Raw genomic sequence first — 16045 nt, 5'->3', positions numbered from 1 at the left:
AACCCGGCTGCCAGCTGGCACGATGGTCATCGTGACCGACGCCCCTGTTCCTGGCGCATTCAGCGCGAAGATGGCTGACGCCGCCCGCCGCATGCAACAAGAGCATTCCAGCGTCGAGATGACGCTCCAATCGATCACCACCGCGGCTCTGGAGAATGTGCCCGGTGTTGAGCAGGCCGGCATCACCCTGGTGACCGGTCAGTACACCATCGAATCCCGGGCAGCGACCTCGGAGGTGCCCCGCATTCTCGACGAGATACAACAGAAGCTGCGCGAAGGGCCCTGTGTCCAATCTGCGTGGGAGCATGAAACGGTGTACGCCGAGGACCTGGCCAAGTCCACACGCTGGCCGGAATTCGCGAAGGCCGCAGTCAAGCTCGGTGTGCGATCAATGTTGTCTTTCCAGTTGTTCACGCATGGGGAAAACCTTGGGGCGCTGAATCTCTACTCGCAAAGCCCCCAGGCATTCGGCGCGGATTCGTATGACGCCGGCCTTGCGCTGGCCACCCACGCGGCGATCGTGCTCGTGGCTGCGCAACGCGAATCACAGTGGGTCTCGGCTCTAGCCTCCCGCGACATCATCGGGCAAGCCAAGGGAATGTTGATGGAGCGGTTCGCTATCGATGCCGCCCAGGCCTTCACGCTGATACGGCAGTTATCTCAGGAGTCCAACACCAAGCTGGTGGACGTGGCCCGTGCCATCGTCGATGATCGCCCCTCGCGTTGACGCGCGCCATCGTCAGACTGTCTTGCACTCCTGCCGCTTCTTGTCGATGGGCGCCATGATGTCCTGAAGTTCCCGGTCCTGTTGGGGGTGGGCGCCAAAGTACGCCTTGATATTCGCTGCCCCAACCGATTCGGGCTGCGTGTAGGCCTGCGTGATCACCTCGTTGGCCTGGGGATACTTCGCAAAATAGACACTCAGGGCGTTGTCGGCCGCGCGGATCGTCTGCGTGACGCTCTCCGGGTTGCAGTCTGTCGATGCATGTGCGACGGGTGCGCCGACCACCGCTGATGCCGCCGAGATGGCAAGGGCTGCAAGGATAGTCTTGTTACTCATGCCATGACCTCCTCTCTCGGATCGATCAGGGTACGTTCACACACCCCACATTGGGGATGCAGCCGCTTCCACCGCCCGGCCCACCGGAACCAGTCGGACCGCCGGGGATGCTTCCGGCGCCACCTTCCGGTCCACCGCCGCCGGTCGGACCACCGGGGATACTGCCCGCACCCCCACCCGGGCCACCACCGCCGGTGGGGCCGCCCGGAATGCTTCCGGCGCCGCCCTCAGGTCCGCCCCCGCCGGTCGGGCCGCCGGGCACGCCTCCGCTGCCCCCGGGCGCGGGTGGTGTTTGAGTGGTGGTGCCGACGCTAGAAGCGGACGTGTCGCTACCGCAGCCAACTAGCGAAGCAATCACCGCCATGGAGCTGATGACGACACTCACTGAATTTCTGGCTTTCGTATGCATACATTGCCTCTACCCGGGTTTCGCCCGGCTCAAACGGGGAACTATGGACAGGTGGACGTCGACCATCCGGAAAGCGACCAGCAGTGGGACGCGCGGGCTCGCCACGAGAATGTGACCGAACGGCTTGACCGGAACTGGGCCAACCTGCTGCAGGAACTGCGGGTGGTGGAAACCGGTGTCCAGTTGTTGACAGGCCTGCTGCTTACGCTCCCCTTCCAACAGCGCTTCATCGTGCTCGATCACCCGATGCGGTTGGTCTATCTCGCCACGGTCGCGTGCTCGGTCGTATCCACGGTGCTGCTGGTGGCACCCGTTGGCATGCACCGCGTGTTGTTCCGACGGCACCGCCTACCCGTGCTTGTCTCGGCGGCACACCGGCTGGCGTTCGCCGGTCTGCTGTCACTGGGACTGGCCATGGTCGGAGTAACCGACATCGTCTTCGATACCGTCTCGGGCCGCCGTGCCGGTATCGCTTCGGGTGCCATAGCACTCGTTGCATTCACCCTCTGCTGGCTCGTGTTGCCGCTGGTCCTTCGTTCGAGAATCACCTCGCGGACGCGGCGTGGACCGCGACTTCCCTTGTAACAGAGCCATTGCGGCCCGGGCAAGGACGCGACGTTTGTTTATGCAGCGGGCGGGGTACCCGGCCGCAGTACTTTCAGGTCCGCTATGAACAACGGAACTCGTTCCAGCGATCGAAAAGGCCGATCGGCGCGAAAACCGCTGAGGCTGGACAAGCTATCTGGCGAAAGTGAGGCCGACCGTGCCATGCGCCGGTCGGCCTCACTTCTCTGCCAACGACATCCCGCGTCACACCCGCACGATGATGTTCGAGTGCGTCGGGTGTGATTCGCGTCAGACGTTTGACGCCATACAACTTCGGGAAGCCTCTCCACGCAGTACCGAGAAAGGACGAAAGGGATGGCTCTATGCGGCCCACACGAACCAGCACTAGCGAGATGACACCTTCGTGAACGCCCCTATGTACAGCGACCCAGCACGAAAGTCACTGGATAAGCGGACGTTCGGAAGAGCCATGTGGTTCAGCCTTGCATTCGTTGCGATCGCCGCCATGACCCTCATCACGACCGTGATGTGGATCGGGCAGTGCTCGATCAGTCTGGACGTCAATGAGGCACTTTGCAGACGACACGGCACACCGATGATTGCGCTGGCCTCACCGGCGGTTCTCTTGATCGGCGGGATTATTGCATTTGTACAGACCTACCGAAGCTGGAAGCGTCACGAGAGCTGGTGGATCTGGCAGGGCGCCGGCTGGTTCCTGCTATTGCTCATGGTCGTGAACCTCATGCTGGCCGGACGGATGATGACGACCTGACCACGCCCCGGGTTTGATCGGCGGGATCGCGGGTACTGCTGCGCCATGAGCCGCGGAATACCGGCGCCCCTGGCCATGAGGAGACCGCATGCAAAAATCAGATGACGACCCAGTGGATCATGCCCGCACATTTCGCCCCCACGCCGGCGAAGCCTTGGCAGACAGGGCGTCCTGGCCAGGATTGGGACTCATCGCGCTCGGCATCACCGTTGTTGTGCTGGGACTCACCGCAGCCGGCTATCGGCTCTACGGTTGGGCATCGATTGCGGGCGTTGCAGCCTTTGCATTCTTCCTTCTCGGGTGGCTCTGGCTCCACATCGAACGCAAACGCGTCCGTCAAATGGAAGACGCTTGGCACCAAGAACATTCGGAACCTCGCCACGATTGATCAAAGCCTGGAAGTAGGCGGACCTTACTCTTGCCACAGTGCACCGCTGAAACATTCGGTATCGAGCGCCGCACAGCGCGCGGTTGTTCAAAAGATTGCAGTGCAAGGTAGTTCGTGTGACGAGTAGAGATAACGTAGCGATGTGCGGCGGTGCCCGTGCCACAGGGTACGGCTGCGTATCCGTCCGAGGTAAACCAGCGGCTTTCGGCAGGTGCGCGACACTGATGTCCGGATATGTCCCGCCGCCAAGATAAGAGCACCGACTCCTCATAAGTTGCGCAATCAATGATTGAGTCCGCGGCGCTGCGGGTAGGTCACACCTATCATGAACAAACAGGCTCTGTGGGCACCCCACGGATTACGTTGCCGTAACGCGTGCTTACCCGCTTGCACCAGCGACACTCGCTCCCGCCCCACCCGAACGCGATGCAACCCGTCTCATGCAGACCGATCAGCCATATGTTCCCTAGGCCGATATGCCAGCAGAAGACGTACACTGACGTTACCTAATTCATCGACAACGCACGGAGTTCGGTGTGGATGCCGAACGGGCACGTGCAGGTGTTGGTTGTGCGCCGATGATCCAGGTAATCTCGAACGCAGAAAATGTTGGGAGAGATATGACCGAGACTGACGCCACTGAATCCGGCAGTCATGCGGGCGACCGGTCTCTCACGTTCCAAATAGCCGCTCGGCTCGATAATCTGGCGATGATACGTACCGTCGTAGGCGCGGCCGCAACGTTCGACGATGTCGACATGGATACGGTGGCTGACTTGAAACTAGCCACTGACGAAGCGTGCACCCGGCTGATCCGGGCGTCGGTATCCGAGGCCACACTCACCGTTCGGTTGGATTTTCATTCAGATTGTCTGGGCATCGTGGCGTTTACGCAATGCCTGCCCGGGGATGTGTTTCCGCTCGATAGCTTCAGCTGGCATGTCCTCAGATCGCTGGTAGACCATATCGAAGTTTTTGAACGAGACCGCTCGGCCGACGAGCCTGGTCGTGTCGTCGGCGTAACGATGAGCACAGGGCGGCGCACCACTGCCGCAGTACACGTGGCTCATGGTTAACTCTGGCTGAGACAATGCTTTTCGGCTACAGCGCCAACTTACTCCACACCTCAGGCATCGAATCGCTCAGCGGGAAAGTGCTGCTGTCCCCGCTGATGTCAAGCAGTTTGGCGACAGCACGTCCGGGAATCACCGACCAGTCGATCCCTTCTATCGCACAGTGGCGGCGTATCTCGTCGAGTGCCACCAAGCCGTCGGTTCCGAAGAACCGCAGACCTTCGAGATCGAGCACCAAAGCGCGGTGCCCATCGAGATAGCGCGTCGCATACTCCGAGAGGTGGCTGGCGTTGACCGCGTCGATCTCGCCCGTGACGCGCACGAGGATTGCAGATGGACGGTGCCAGTGAGCCGTGAACCGCGCAGTGTCATCCATTGATGAAAACAGGGAAATAACACCGGTTTTGGTTCGAGCCGCGAAACGTGATGCATTTTGGTCAATGATAGACATGTATGACTCCATCGATCGAAGTGTGCATTCTTCGGATCGGAGACACCAGGCTGCAAGCCCGATATAGAAGCCCGACACTGCACTGGCATCTACAGATCCTGCGCGGCTGTGGACTCAACCTGATAACGACGCTACGCCGACTCACGTTCGTGCACAATGCTTCTAGCTGCCTAGATGCCCTATCGCAAACATAGGCAGCCAGCATTGTCAGGTGTTTACGCTGTAAAGCTAATTATGACGATCGTGAGCCTGATCGCGCTCGGCGTTGGCAGTGCACGGCATCAGCGCCACAAGTGGGCAGTGTCCGACAACGGGCGCATTCGGCGGATAGCCTCGCCGCACGAAGCCTGCTAGGCGTTGTACAAATCGAAGTGCGTCCACGACTCACCTCCAAATATGCCGCGCTGGACATCACATACCCGGTGAAGACGCCATTCAATCCACCGAAACGCTTTTGACCTACTGCAACTGTTCCCGGAGATGCCGCAGGGTGTCACTGAGTATCCGCGATACATGCATCTGGGATACGCCGATCTCGTCGGCGATCTGACTCTGGGTCATGCCTTTGAAGAATCGAAGTTCAAGGACCGTGCGCTCGCGACGCGGCAACCCAGCCAGCAGCGGGCGTACCGCCTCACGATTGGTGACGTGTTCCAGTGCCGGGTCGATGCCACCGAGCAGGTCCCCTACATGCCTGGACTCGTCATCTCCGTGGGGCAGAGGCGCCTCGATCGACTGCGGCTGATAGGCATCCGCCGCGACCAGGCTCTCAACGACGTCCTCACGGCTGATCCCCATCTCCGCTGCCAACTCGCTAGCTGTGGGCGCACGCTGCAGCGCCTGGGTCAGTTCCGCGGTGGCCCTGGCAATCTGGACATGCCTGTCACGGATCGCACGCGGCACATGCATCGACCACCCATGATCGCGGAAATACCGACGCACCTCCCCCATCATGGTGGGGACAGCGAAACCAAGGAAATTCGCACCCTTGTCAGGGTCAAAGCGATTGACCGCATTCATCAATCCGACCCGCGCGACTTGAACCAGGTCCTCGAGGTCGACGCCACGGCGATCGAAATGGCGCGCGACATTGTCTGCCAGCGGCAGGCATCTGGTAACAATCTGCTCCCGGCCACGGTGATACGCGTCGCCGTCGGATGGCATACCACCGAGGGCCAGGAACATGTCAGGAACATCCGAATAGTCGTCGGCCCCGCCGCCCGGTTTAGGTTTAGCCACCGGGCGCCCGGTATCCGGAACATCCACAGGGCATTCCATGTAATGAACCCTCTCAACGCTGTCCACGACGCAGCTCGTTTGATTTGGCCGACCACGTCGGCGAGCTGCGCGTGCATTCAATGGCGGGCCACTGCCATTCCGCTGCCAGCGGGCCCGCGTCCTCTCATGCGGACCATATGCGCACCACATCTGCTTCCCCCACACTAAGCGGATATTGCGATAGGCACCACCCTACGGCGAATTCACGCGCACCGGACCAGTCACTGATCAGGAGCAGGCTCCACGCTCTACGTGGCTGACTTATACACGGGCAGTGGATATTTGATACGAAATACCGAAGCCATCAGGCCTCGTGGCCGGGGATGAGCCCCGTGACATCGCTCAACGTTACGTAGCCATGCAACTCATCGGGCCGCATAACGGCGACAGGTGAGAGCACGTGGCCGATGTGGTCGCCGAACTCGATGCGCGCCAGAATCTCACCCACGAACCAAGCCGAGGATGCGTCGAGTATCGCCGCGCTATGCGGGCCCTCACGCCAAGAACACCTCGCGAATTTGTCAACGCTGTCGCCGGTCTCCTCGCCAAAAAGGCGCACCACCGAGCCCTCTGCCGGAGGCATCACGTGGACTGCCAGATGGCTGGCTGCCTGCGAAACCCGCCATGTGTGGTTCTGGTCCGACAGTCCGACAAGAAACAGCGGCGGATTCATACTGATCTGCGTCGCAAATCCGACTAGGCAACCCGAAGGCCCCTCTGCGCCCTGCACAGTCACGACGTACATCGGATGATCCAGTTGGCCCATGAGCTTGGTGAAATCTGCCTGCATATCCGAGTCTGATGACGCTGTGTTGTCCATTCCCGTCTCCGATCCCCGGCTACATCCAGCAGCTATACCCGTTTGACGCTCTGGGAAACGGGTAGGCAAGCGGTGACCTGGGACCGGCCAGGAGAGACGGAGTGATTGTGACGAGTGCGATAGCAAGAGCAGCGCTGTCCGATGAGGAGCTCAGTCAGCTCGACTCCTACTGGCGAGCAGCCAACTACCTGTCGGTCGGCCAGATTTATCTGCTGGACAATCCCTTACTGCGTGAACCACTCGCCGCGAGCCATATCAAGCCACGCCTGCTGGGCCACTGGGGTACGACCCCCGGTCTCAACATCGTCTATGCACACCTCAATCGAATTATCCGCCAAAGGGATACCAACGTCATGCTGGTAACCGGGCCGGGGCATGGAGGACCGGGGGTCGTCGCCAATACCTACCTCGATGGCAGCTACAGCCATTTCTATCCGCACATCGATCAGAGCTTCGAGGGTATGCGAAAGCTCTTCAGGCAGTTCTCTTTTCCTGGCGGCATTCCCAGCCATGCGGCACCTGAGACCCCCGGGTCGATCCACGAGGGCGGAGAGCTTGGATACGCGCTCGCCCACGCCTACGGAGCAGCCTTCGACAATCCGGATCTAGTGGTCGCGTGCGTCATTGGGGACGGGGAAGCAGAGACGGGCCCCTTGGCGGCAAGCTGGCACTCGAACAAGTTCCTGAACCCGACCACGGATGGTGCGGTCTTGCCCATCCTGCACCTCAACGGTTACAAGATCGCGAATCCGACCGTGCTGGAACGAATTCCCCAGAACGATCTCCATTCTCTGCTGAGCGGATACGGCCACGATCCCTGCACGGTGAGCGGAGACGACCCCGCCGAGGTTCACCAGCAGTTAGCCTCCGCATTCGACTGGGCCTTTGGCCGTATCGCCGACATTCAGCAGGAATTTCGTCGGGCGCAGACGGTATGCCTTCCCCGTTGGCCGCTCATTGTCCTGCGCACACCCAAGGGGTGGACCGGCCCAAAGATGGTCGAGGACTTGCCGGTGGAAGGCACCTGGCGGTCGCATCAGGTTCCGCTGCCCGAATGCCGTACCAATCCTTCGCAATTGGCGCAGCTTGCGGACTGGATGGAGAGCTATCGTCCGCACGAGCTGTTCGACGACCATGGGGTACTGCGCCCAGAGATCGCAGAGCTTGCTCCCCGCGCCGAGATGACGATCGGGCGTAACTCACATGCCAACGGCGGCTCGTTGGCGCGTGACCTCAACCTGCCGGACGTGGATCGCTACGCCGTGCCCGTAGGGAGCCCCGGGACAGTGAACGCGGAGGCCACAAAGGTTCTGGGATCGTACCTTCGCGACGTCATCGACCGTAATCCGACGAGTTTCCGTCTGATGGGGCCGGATGAAACCGCTTCCAACCGGTTGTCGGCGGTCTATGCACGCAGCGACAAAGTATGGCTGGCGCGTACCGAGTCAACAGATGAACACTTGGCGCCCACGGGCAGGGTCATGGAAGTACTTTCCGAACACCTCTGCCAAGGATGGCTGGAGGGATATCTGCTCACCGGCAGACACGGCGTCTTCAACTGTTACGAAGCCTTCGCCCATATCATCGACTCGATGCTCAACCAGCACGTTAAATGGCTGTCGAGCAGTGCTCAGATTCCCTGGCGGCACGCCATCCCTTCGCTGAATTACTTACTAACTTCGCATGTTTGGCGTCAGGACCATAACGGCGCGTCCCATCAGGACCCGGGTTTCATCGACCATGTGGCCAACAAGCGGCCCGAAGTGGTGCGCGTCTATCTTCCTCCCGATGCCAACACCCTCCTCGCAGTCACCGATCACTGTCTTCGCAGCCGCCATTACGTCAATGTCGTAGTGGCAGGCAAGCAGCCGGCGTTGACCTACATGGAAATGGATACCGCGCGGGCGCATTGCGCACGCGGGCTGGGAATCTGGGATTGGGCAAGTAACACCTCGAACGAACCGGATGTCGTACTGGCCTGCGCCGGGGATGTACCCACCTTGGAAACTCTGGCCGCCGCCGACATCCTGCGGCGGCGACTGCCCGAACTTGCATTCCGCGTGGTCAATGTCGTGGACATCATGCGACTACAACCCGATTCCGAGCATCCGCATGGCCTGTCGCACAGCGACTTCGATGCACTCTTCACGCCGGACAAACCGATCATCTTCGCGTATCACGGCTATCCGTGGTTGATCCATCGTCTCGCCTATCGACACACCGACCATGACCGGATGCACGTCCGCGGGTTCAAGGATCGCGGCACCACCACCACTCCGTTTGACATGGTGATGCTCAACGACCTGGACCGCTTCCACCTGGTCATGGATGTGATCGACAGAGTCGAGGGGATGGGTGTCCGGGCAGTGGACCTTCGACAGGACATGGTCGATGCCCGAATCGCGGCCCGTCGATACACCCGAGAACACGGCCGCGATGATCCCGCCATCGCAGACTGGGTATGGGAACACGAACTGGACTCCCCGGCCTCACCACTCTAGGCGGCGTCCCCAACCCAGCGGGCTGAATGCCCGATCTTGGAGTGCCCCTCGGTACTGAGAGCCTGCATGAACTCGTACTGCCGGCGCGAGCCGTTACGCGCCTGTCTGAGGCGGCCGCCAGGTAGCACGAAATTCGCGCCGGTACGTAACAGATTCGCCGGAATTCGCAGCATCGGATACCACGGCGGCATGTACGTGGGGAGCCCCAGTCTGCGCATCTGCGCCCGCCCGATGTACGTCGTGGTAATCGAAATATGTTGTGCCCATGCGATTCGGCGGCGGATGCCTTCGAAGTTCGGGTAGCGCCAATGCAGCGGATCGTTGGCCATTGGCACTGCCATGGCCCGGCTGGTCTCATCGGGGCGATGCAATGACATCAGGTAGTGGTAGAGCCGCGTCATCGCGTCACGGAAACTCACTGGAAGGTATTGCTCCTCGACCCCCATGAGCCACCCCACATACCGCGTCAGGTGCGCGACATCCTCCAGTTCGCGAGGTGTCGCGACGATGCCGAACGACAGCGATAGCACCGCCGGTACATAGATAGCACCGAGAATGGTTGCCGCCATATCGGTTTGGTTGATCGGCACTCCCCAGTCCTCGGCCTGCCATTCCGGCAGGGCTTGCACATGCCGTCTCACCAGTGCGTGAATCAGCCGAACCTGCAGAGTTGCCTGGTAACCGCGCCCTTGCGGCAAGAGGCCGTCATCGGCGATCGTGCTCAGGGCCCATTGCATGGTTTCGGCGAAGCGCTGAGCACTCCCGCTTTCCCCGCTCCGTCCCGTCTTGGTGAGCAGAAGTGTTCGATTGATGCCCGACGCGGCGAAACCGCCCAGGAATGGAACGTCCCTGGCCAAGAAGATCGTGTCGAGGCCGCCACGCTGAAAGAGTCGCTGCCCGGATCGAATTCGTGCCCAATCTACCCAATTCGGCGTTGCCTCAAGGTGTGCGAAGAAGGCGCGCAGCGGTTCGGGAGGATTGTCCAGACCGCGGATCCCTTCAACCACCGCCTGGTTGAAAAGCGTGCGTGCGGAATCCATCCCGTGCGAGTACATCCAATCGACCAGGTCGTCCGTCGGCTGGTCCCCCACGTTCAAAGCGTTGCCGATGGTGCGCCATTCAGTATCAGTTGGCGGGCTGATCAGCATTGCCCTGGCGAGCAGGCCGACAACGGGTACCTTGCGGCGGTCCCGGGGGTGGCGGGCCGGGACGGAGGTGTCTGCACAGGGCGCCATGAGGGGTTCCTTCCGGAGTCGGAGGCAATTCTGGTGGAAGTCTCCACCAGAAGTTGTTTTTGTGCAAGCACTCCACCAGAATGGATGCATGGCGGCTATACGCGGTTACGGTGGGATTTCTGCTGATCAGCGACGAACCGAGCGCCGCGTGCGCCTACTGGACGCGGCGCTCGACATGGTGGGCTCGCAGGGCTACAACGGCCTCTCGGTCTCGGGTTTGTGCCAGGCCACGGGATTGAATGACCGGTACTTCTACGAGCACTTCGAGAATCGCCATGCAATCTTCGTGGCACTGGTCGATGAACTGGCGGCTCAGACGTTGGCGGTCATGACCGCTGCGATCGCGGTAGCCGGGACCGACGAGCGTCAGGTCGTGCGGGCCGGATTGGGCGCGTGTATCGATCTACTCACCGAGGATCCACGTAAGGCACGCGTGGTGTTTGTCGAGTCCCCCGCGCACAACTCACACCGACATCGCACGCAGATCCGCGACATGTTCATCGCGTTGATGCGCGCCCAGGCAAGCCGAATATCTGGCGGAGCCTTATCGCAGGATCTGGATCATAGAGTCACCCTCGCGGGCATCCAGTTGTTCGGCGCACTCATGGAGAGCGTGACGAGTTGGCTTGCCGGTGACCTTGCCATCAGTAAGAACCAGCTGATCGATCTCAGTGCCGATCTCCTGTTGACGGTGGCCAATCACGCGCTGGCCGTTGACAACATCTCCTCTACCTGACGCTGCCGCGGCTACTTACCGGTGCGCTCGCGATGCTTGCATCCGGGCCAACAACAGGGCCGCCGCTTTCCTTCTTCGAGTTCCTCTTGGGTCCGCCGAATCCGGCGTTCACGGGTCGCTTCCTGCTTGGCATCCTCGACCCAGCAGATGAACTCATTGCGCCCCAGCGGGGTGATGTCCTGCCATAGGGCCAGGGCCGTGGGGTTCCCGATCAGTGCGGTGCGTAAGTCTGCGGGCAGCGTGTGCACGACCCCACCGGGCACCTGCTTACTCACGGCGCAGGGCTGCCCTGGGCCGGAGCCGCGGGTTCATAGCCGGGCGGCGCAGGATCCTTCAACGAGGTATATCCGGGTGGTAGCGGCGGCCCCGAGGGCGCCGGCGCATAGGGGTCCCTGATCCTTCCCGGATTCGAGGACTCTGGGGCATTTGTCGAGATGTATCCCGGCGGCAGCTGCGGAGCGGGACCCGCACCGGCGGGCCGTCCGGTGACACCTTCGGGCGTATCGAGTGGACCGTCGTGGGCTTGATGCCAAAGGTCGCGGATGGTTCCCAATGGGCCACTCGACCCCGAGCCGTAGGTGGGGTTTGCGATCTCGGGAACCGCCGGCTGAGCCGGTGCCGGAGGTGGAGGGCCCAGGGGGCCGGTGGCAGGTGCTGCCGCATCCGGAGTCGAGGGTCCCGGCGCAGGTCCGGGCACCTCGGGATCCGCGAGGGCGGGGACCGACAGGGTTAGCGTGGCACCAGCAACGATTACGCCAGCGACAAACAGCTTGGCTGCGTCCATCGGCTCATCGTCGCACAGTCGTTCTACAGCCGCTGGTCAGTGATGCCGGATGATTAGGCTCCCGACATGATCAGCAGACGCGGATTTTCCAAAGTGGCGCTCGCTGCGGCGGTCGGCGCAACGACCCTCGGGGCATGCTCGAACGGTGCCCGTGTCGACGCGACGCGACCGCGCACACAGTTCCCTCCGCTCAAACAGATCGACGCGGGCCTGCTCAACGTCGGGTACGTCGATGAGGGCCCGCCCGATGGACCACCGGTGATTCTGCTGCACGGTTGGCCCTATGACATTCACAGCTATCTGGACGTGGTGCCGCTTCTGACCGCCAAGGGATTTCGGGTTCTCGTCCCTTATCTGCGTGGATACGGCAGTACCCGCTTCAGGTCCGCCGACACCGTGCGCAACGGTCAACAAGCCGCACTTGCCAGCGATGTCATCGACTTCATGGACGCGCTGAAGATCCCGTCAGCCATCCTCGGCGGATTCGACTGGGGCGCCCGCAACGCCGACATTGTGGCCGCGATCTGGCCCGAGCGTGTCAAGGCACTCGTCGCGGTCAGCGGTTACATCATCGTGAATCTCGAAGCCAACCAGCAGCCACTGTCACCACAGGCCGAACTTGGCTGGTGGTACCAGTACTACTTCTCCACCGACCGTGGGCTGCGGGGATACCGACAGAACACGCGCGACTTCAACAAGCTCATCTGGCACAACGCCTCACCAACGTGGAACTTCGACGACGCCGTCTATGACCGCTCGGCCGGCGCCTTCGACAACCCCGACCATGTCGACATCGTCATACACAACTATCGGTGGCGACTCGGGCTGGCCAAGGGCGAACCACGCTACGACGCCGTCGAGGCCAAGCTGGCGGCCAAGCCAACTATCGGCGTGCCAACCATCACGATCGGTAGCGATTTCGACGGGCCGGCCAAGGACGGGGCCACCTACCGGAAGATGTTCACAGGCAAGTACTCCCACCTCATCCTGGATGGGATCGGACACAACGTCCCGCAGGAGGCGCCCAAGGATTTCGCCACCGCGATCATCGATGCGAACGCCCTTTAGGTCCTCCCTCAAAGGCACCCGCCTAGAATCACAATCGAACAGGCGAACAGGTAGGGAATGAACTCACTCGGAATGTCGATCGGGGCTACACAGCTGGTCGCCACCGACAGCAACCCTGACGGCGTTCCCGTCGTGCGGACATCGATGCTCACCTTGCATGACGATCGGCCCTCGGAGGTCGGCATCCCAAAGGAGCCTGGTCTGGGACTCACTGGATTTGTCGATCGCGTCGGAGATCCCGTCGGAATCGTAGGTGCTGACGGATCGGTGCACAGCGCAGATTGGGTCATGGCAGAAGCCATCCGGGTGATGATCGCCGATGCGGCGGTGGTGGCCAATTTCGAAACTCCCCCGGCACTCGCGGCCGCCGTACCCGCCCATTGGAGCGCGCAGTCCATCGCCGCGTTGCGCGCCGCCATCGACAAGGTGCCTGCCCTGGCGCCCGGCGGAAACCCAATGAAGCTGGTGCCCGACGCGCGCGCGGCATTGGTGAGCGTGCGCGATCGCGTCCCGGATCACGGATTCGTCGTCGTCTGCGATCTGGGCGGTACCGGCACAAGCATCACGTTGGCCGACGCCGCAAGCAATTTCGGGCCGATCGGCGACACTGTTCGTCATCGCGACTTCTCCGGGCAACGCATTGATCAGGAACTCCTGGCACAGGTCCTTACCGGCCTCGACCAGGATCCGGACGGCACAGCATCGTTGGGTGCCTTGACCCGACTGCGTGATCGGTGTCGCGCGGCCAAGGAGCATCTGTCGACCGACACGACGACCGTGGTTCCCGTCGAGCTGCCCGGCCTCACCGCCGATGTGCGGCTTACCCGTAGCGAGCTGGAAGACCGGATCCGGGGCCCGCTTGCCGCGTTGATCACAACCATTCAAGAAACACTGGAACGCAACAACATTCCTTCCGCTGGCGTCAGCGCCGTCCTCACCATCGGGGGCGGCGCCGGCATTCCTCTTGTGACCCAGCAGCTCTCCGAACGATTGCGATGCCCGATCATCGCCGCGCCACAGCCCCAGCTCGCCGCCGCATTCGGGGCCGCCGTCATGGCCGGTCAACCAGACGAGACACCATCGCCCGAAGCGACCATGATGCGGCCGGTGCCGACGGGCGAGGAAACCGCCAAAAGCCCGGCATCCAAGCCCATCGACACCGTCGAGTCCGATAGCTTTGCCTGGTCCCAAGCCGATACTTCCCCGGAACTGCAGGAATATCAGGACTACTCGACGCCGGTCACGGCCGCTCGCCCGGAGGTGACCTTCAGCCCCGCACCGGGCGACTACCATGACACCGACCGGATGCGCTGGTTCCAGCGTCCGTTCCTATGGTTTCTTGCCGCAGCGGTGTTCTCGGCGGCCATATTCACTGCGCTATTCATCGCGTGGCAGGACCGCGACGATGCTCCGTCACCAAGTAACCGCACGTCGACCACGACCACGACGACGGCGACCAGCACACCCCATCCCTAGCCGCGAATGTTGGCTTAGGCCACGCGGTCGAGCCAGAAGATACGAGCGGGAGGGTCCATGACCGGCACCAAACGATTCTGGATCGCACTCGTGGTGGGGTTGGCGGCCGGCATCCTGACGTGGACACTGCTGCAGCGCTGGCAAGTTGCCCTGCTCGCGGTGGTAATCGTCGCCGCGGCCATCAGTGTCGTGTGGGCGCTGATTGTCTTGTGGCCCATGGATCCCGAGCAGACGCGTGCCCGCGCGAGTAGCGAGGACATGGACGACGAGCTCGGCGATGTGGCGATGCTGCTGGTTCTGGTGGCCAGTCTGTCCGCAATCGGAATACTTCTGATTTCCGCCAACGACGAGGACAAGGGTATTTACGCGGGCCTGTGCATAGGAGCGATCCTGACCGTGTGGGCGATGCTGCACACGATCTACGCCGCTCGCTATGCGCGGATCTATTACCAGGACGCCCCCGGTGGAATCGACTTCAATTCCACCGTGCCGCCGCGCTATGTCGACTTCTATTACTTCTCCTTCAATCTCGGCATGACATATCAGGTCTCTGACACCGCCGTCACCGAGTCGCACATCCGCGACGTGGTCTTGAAACACTGCCTTTTCAGCTATGTCTACGGCACCGTAATCATTGCGTGCACAATCAATCTGGTGATCAATCTCGTCGGGTAGATCTGGCCACACGCGTGCTGATACCGCGTCGTGCCGACGTCGCGGCTACAGATCAGTCACGGGACGAGGAACTGGACATGACCAGCCCGCGTAGGGAATTCATCAGGCGCTCACGCGGGTACGCGCCGGGATCAGTGAGCAGCAGCCAGCCGGAGTCCCAGACGGCGGCGAGCAGGTGCCGCGCAAGGAGTTCATGGTCCTGATCCCTGCCGAAATCATTTGAGCTCTGCATTGTTTGGGCAAGCTGCACGGCCAGGGCGGTACGACCACGCTCGACACGTTTGTGGAATGCGGGCGTACCGCTGTCGACGACCAGATAGATGGCCCGCCACCGCAGTGGCGCGTCCGTGACCGCTCGCAGGAAGGCATCGATCAGGCGATTTAACGCGGCAGCGAGGTTCTGCTCTCCCGGTGTCGGGATGGATGCACCGATCTGCTCGAAAACCCGCTTCTCTTCCCGGTCCAGTGAGCTGCGCAAGATGTGGTTGGTATCGGTGAAGAGTCCGTATACGACGGGTCTGGTGACGCCAACCCGGCGCGCCACTGCGTCCATGCTCACCGCGCCCACACCGTCGGTGTTGATGATGTCCAGTACACCGTCCAGTAGCTGTTCTCGGCGCTCCTCTGGGGTCAAACGCGGTGCGTACGGCCGGTTCCGCCGCGGTGTCATCGCTGGCATCGACCCATGTCCTCCCGCCGTTCAGCGCACGCCTATTGCAAAGCTACATAACCGTATCTTATAGTCGTCCGCC

Annotated in this window: 19 protein-coding genes; 10 read left to right on the top strand and 9 right to left on the bottom strand. The window is 61.7% G+C overall.

The features are described from left to right. The first annotated feature begins 70 nt into the window (after positions 1 to 70). Positions 71 to 727, top strand: coding sequence for a GAF and ANTAR domain-containing protein (locus tag BB28_RS12365; RefSeq protein WP_225422044.1), 657 nt, complete (start codon positions 71 to 73; stop codon positions 725 to 727). Between the two features lie 12 nt (positions 728 to 739). On the opposite strand, the gene BB28_RS12360 is transcribed toward BB28_RS12365, so the two are convergent. Together BB28_RS12360 and BB28_RS24585 are read right to left on the bottom strand one after the other, a co-directional pair. Next, on the bottom strand, positions 740 to 1060 hold the full coding sequence (locus BB28_RS12360; protein ID WP_064393499.1) for a hemophore-related protein: 321 nt from the start codon (positions 1058 to 1060) through the stop codon (positions 740 to 742). 25 nt (positions 1061 to 1085) lie between these two features. Beyond that, positions 1086 to 1469: a hypothetical protein gene (locus tag BB28_RS24585; protein ID WP_075874249.1), complete on the bottom strand. Its 384-nt coding sequence runs from the start codon at positions 1467 to 1469 to the stop codon at positions 1086 to 1088. A gap of 51 nt (positions 1470 to 1520) precedes the next feature. On the opposite strand from BB28_RS24585, the gene BB28_RS12355 reads away from it, so the two are divergent. The 4 genes from BB28_RS12355 (at position 1521) to BB28_RS12340 (ending at position 4272) form a co-directional block, all read left to right on the top strand. Beyond that, positions 1521 to 2054 (top strand): DUF6328 family protein, encoded by a 534-nt coding sequence (locus tag BB28_RS12355; RefSeq protein WP_064393498.1) that lies wholly within the window; start codon positions 1521 to 1523, stop codon positions 2052 to 2054. A gap of 385 nt (positions 2055 to 2439) precedes the next feature. Next, positions 2440 to 2808 carry a hypothetical protein gene (locus tag BB28_RS12350; RefSeq protein WP_064393497.1) on the top strand — a complete coding sequence of 123 codons (369 nt, stop codon included), beginning with the start codon at positions 2440 to 2442 and terminating at the stop codon, positions 2806 to 2808. Between the two features lie 88 nt (positions 2809 to 2896). Continuing rightward, positions 2897 to 3196 (top strand): hypothetical protein, encoded by a 300-nt coding sequence (locus tag BB28_RS12345; protein ID WP_064393496.1) that lies wholly within the window; start codon positions 2897 to 2899, stop codon positions 3194 to 3196. A 536-nt stretch (positions 3197 to 3732) separates the two neighbouring features. After that, complete coding sequence (locus BB28_RS12340) at positions 3733 to 4272, top strand: anti-sigma factor (RefSeq protein WP_272936691.1); 540 nt, start codon at positions 3733 to 3735, stop codon at positions 4270 to 4272. A 25-nt stretch (positions 4273 to 4297) separates the two neighbouring features. Here BB28_RS12340 and BB28_RS12335 read toward each other — a convergent pair whose 3' ends face one another. The 3 genes from BB28_RS12335 to BB28_RS12325 form a co-directional block, all read right to left on the bottom strand. Continuing rightward, positions 4298 to 4720 (bottom strand): STAS domain-containing protein, encoded by a 423-nt coding sequence (locus BB28_RS12335; protein WP_064393590.1) that lies wholly within the window; start codon positions 4718 to 4720, stop codon positions 4298 to 4300. A 459-nt stretch (positions 4721 to 5179) separates the two neighbouring features. Next, on the bottom strand, positions 5180 to 5998 hold the full coding sequence (locus BB28_RS12330; protein WP_064393495.1) for a SigB/SigF/SigG family RNA polymerase sigma factor: 819 nt from the start codon (positions 5996 to 5998) through the stop codon (positions 5180 to 5182). Between the two features lie 304 nt (positions 5999 to 6302). Beyond that, positions 6303 to 6818 (bottom strand): flavin reductase family protein, encoded by a 516-nt coding sequence (locus tag BB28_RS12325; RefSeq protein WP_191985254.1) that lies wholly within the window; start codon positions 6816 to 6818, stop codon positions 6303 to 6305. A gap of 107 nt (positions 6819 to 6925) precedes the next feature. Between BB28_RS12325 and BB28_RS12320 the strand changes: the two genes are divergently transcribed. Continuing rightward, a complete protein-coding gene (locus tag BB28_RS12320) occupies positions 6926 to 9319 on the top strand; it encodes a phosphoketolase family protein (RefSeq protein WP_064393588.1) in 2394 nt (797 codons plus the stop codon). Here the strand turns inward: BB28_RS12320 and BB28_RS12315 are convergent. Continuing rightward, a complete protein-coding gene (locus BB28_RS12315; RefSeq protein WP_064393494.1) occupies positions 9316 to 10554 on the bottom strand; it encodes an oxygenase MpaB family protein in 1239 nt (412 codons plus the stop codon). The genes BB28_RS12320 and BB28_RS12315 overlap by 4 nt on opposite strands. 88 nt (positions 10555 to 10642) lie before the next feature. On the opposite strand from BB28_RS12315, the gene BB28_RS12310 reads away from it, so the two are divergent. Then, on the top strand, positions 10643 to 11290 hold the full coding sequence (locus BB28_RS12310; protein WP_064393493.1) for a TetR/AcrR family transcriptional regulator: 648 nt from the start codon (positions 10643 to 10645) through the stop codon (positions 11288 to 11290). An 11-nt stretch (positions 11291 to 11301) separates the two neighbouring features. Here the strand turns inward: BB28_RS12310 and BB28_RS12305 are convergent, their stop codons facing one another. Both BB28_RS12305 and BB28_RS24580 read right to left on the bottom strand, forming a co-directional pair. Then, positions 11302 to 11538, bottom strand: a complete 237-nt coding sequence (locus BB28_RS12305; RefSeq protein WP_191985270.1) for a YdeI/OmpD-associated family protein — start codon at positions 11536 to 11538, stop codon at positions 11302 to 11304. 23 nt (positions 11539 to 11561) lie between these two features. After that, positions 11562 to 12074 carry a hypothetical protein gene (locus BB28_RS24580; protein WP_075874248.1) on the bottom strand — a complete coding sequence of 171 codons (513 nt, stop codon included), beginning with the start codon at positions 12072 to 12074 and terminating at the stop codon, positions 11562 to 11564. A gap of 66 nt (positions 12075 to 12140) precedes the next feature. Between BB28_RS24580 and BB28_RS12300 the strand changes: the two genes are divergently transcribed. The 3 genes from BB28_RS12300 to BB28_RS12290 are packed head-to-tail and all read left to right on the top strand — an operon-like array spanning position 12141 to position 15293. After that, positions 12141 to 13142, top strand: coding sequence for an alpha/beta fold hydrolase (locus BB28_RS12300; protein ID WP_064393492.1), 1002 nt, complete (start codon positions 12141 to 12143; stop codon positions 13140 to 13142). A gap of 57 nt (positions 13143 to 13199) precedes the next feature. Next, on the top strand, positions 13200 to 14618 hold the full coding sequence (locus BB28_RS12295; protein ID WP_064393491.1) for an Hsp70 family protein: 1419 nt from the start codon (positions 13200 to 13202) through the stop codon (positions 14616 to 14618). 57 nt (positions 14619 to 14675) lie between these two features. Next, complete coding sequence (locus BB28_RS12290) at positions 14676 to 15293, top strand: DUF1345 domain-containing protein (RefSeq protein ID WP_064393490.1); 618 nt, start codon at positions 14676 to 14678, stop codon at positions 15291 to 15293. A gap of 52 nt (positions 15294 to 15345) precedes the next feature. Here the strand turns inward: BB28_RS12290 and BB28_RS12285 are convergent, their stop codons facing one another. Further along, positions 15346 to 15963 (bottom strand): TetR/AcrR family transcriptional regulator, encoded by a 618-nt coding sequence (locus tag BB28_RS12285; RefSeq protein WP_157889436.1) that lies wholly within the window; start codon positions 15961 to 15963, stop codon positions 15346 to 15348. Positions 15964 to 16045: the final 82 nt, after the last annotated feature.

The organism is Mycobacteroides chelonae CCUG 47445 (genome assembly GCF_001632805.1).
GTDB lineage: Bacteria > Actinomycetota > Actinomycetes > Mycobacteriales > Mycobacteriaceae > Mycobacterium > Mycobacterium chelonae.
The sequence above is the reverse complement of the archived record's forward strand: the minus strand, read 5'-3'. Positions and strand labels throughout refer to the sequence as shown.

Bases quoted from the DNA above. Each gene is read 5' to 3' on its own strand.
- BB28_RS12365 (WP_225422044.1), top strand. From the start codon at position 71: ATGGCTGACGCCGCCCGCCGCATGCAACAAGAGCATTCCAGCGTCGAG.
- BB28_RS12360 (WP_064393499.1), bottom strand. From the start codon at position 1,060: ATGAGTAACAAGACTATCCTTGCAGCCCTTGCCATCTCGGCGGCATCA.
- BB28_RS24585 (WP_075874249.1), bottom strand. From the start codon at position 1,469: ATGCATACGAAAGCCAGAAATTCAGTGAGTGTCGTCATCAGCTCCATG.
- BB28_RS12345 (WP_064393496.1), top strand. From the start codon at position 2,897: ATGCAAAAATCAGATGACGACCCAGTGGATCATGCCCGCACATTTCGC.
- BB28_RS12335 (WP_064393590.1), bottom strand. From the start codon at position 4,720: ATGTCTATCATTGACCAAAATGCATCACGTTTCGCGGCTCGAACCAAA.
- BB28_RS12330 (WP_064393495.1), bottom strand. From the start codon at position 5,998: ATGGAATGCCCTGTGGATGTTCCGGATACCGGGCGCCCGGTGGCTAAA.
- BB28_RS12325 (WP_191985254.1), bottom strand. From the start codon at position 6,818: ATGGACAACACAGCGTCATCAGACTCGGATATGCAGGCAGATTTCACC.
- BB28_RS12315 (WP_064393494.1), bottom strand. From the start codon at position 10,554: ATGGCGCCCTGTGCAGACACCTCCGTCCCGGCCCGCCACCCCCGGGAC.
- BB28_RS12310 (WP_064393493.1), top strand. From the start codon at position 10,643: ATGGCGGCTATACGCGGTTACGGTGGGATTTCTGCTGATCAGCGACGA.
- BB28_RS24580 (WP_075874248.1), bottom strand. From the start codon at position 12,074: ATGGACGCAGCCAAGCTGTTTGTCGCTGGCGTAATCGTTGCTGGTGCC.
- BB28_RS12300 (WP_064393492.1), top strand. From the start codon at position 12,141: ATGATCAGCAGACGCGGATTTTCCAAAGTGGCGCTCGCTGCGGCGGTC.
- BB28_RS12295 (WP_064393491.1), top strand. From the start codon at position 13,200: ATGAACTCACTCGGAATGTCGATCGGGGCTACACAGCTGGTCGCCACC.
- BB28_RS12290 (WP_064393490.1), top strand. From the start codon at position 14,676: ATGACCGGCACCAAACGATTCTGGATCGCACTCGTGGTGGGGTTGGCG.
- BB28_RS12285 (WP_157889436.1), bottom strand. From the start codon at position 15,963: ATGACACCGCGGCGGAACCGGCCGTACGCACCGCGTTTGACCCCAGAG.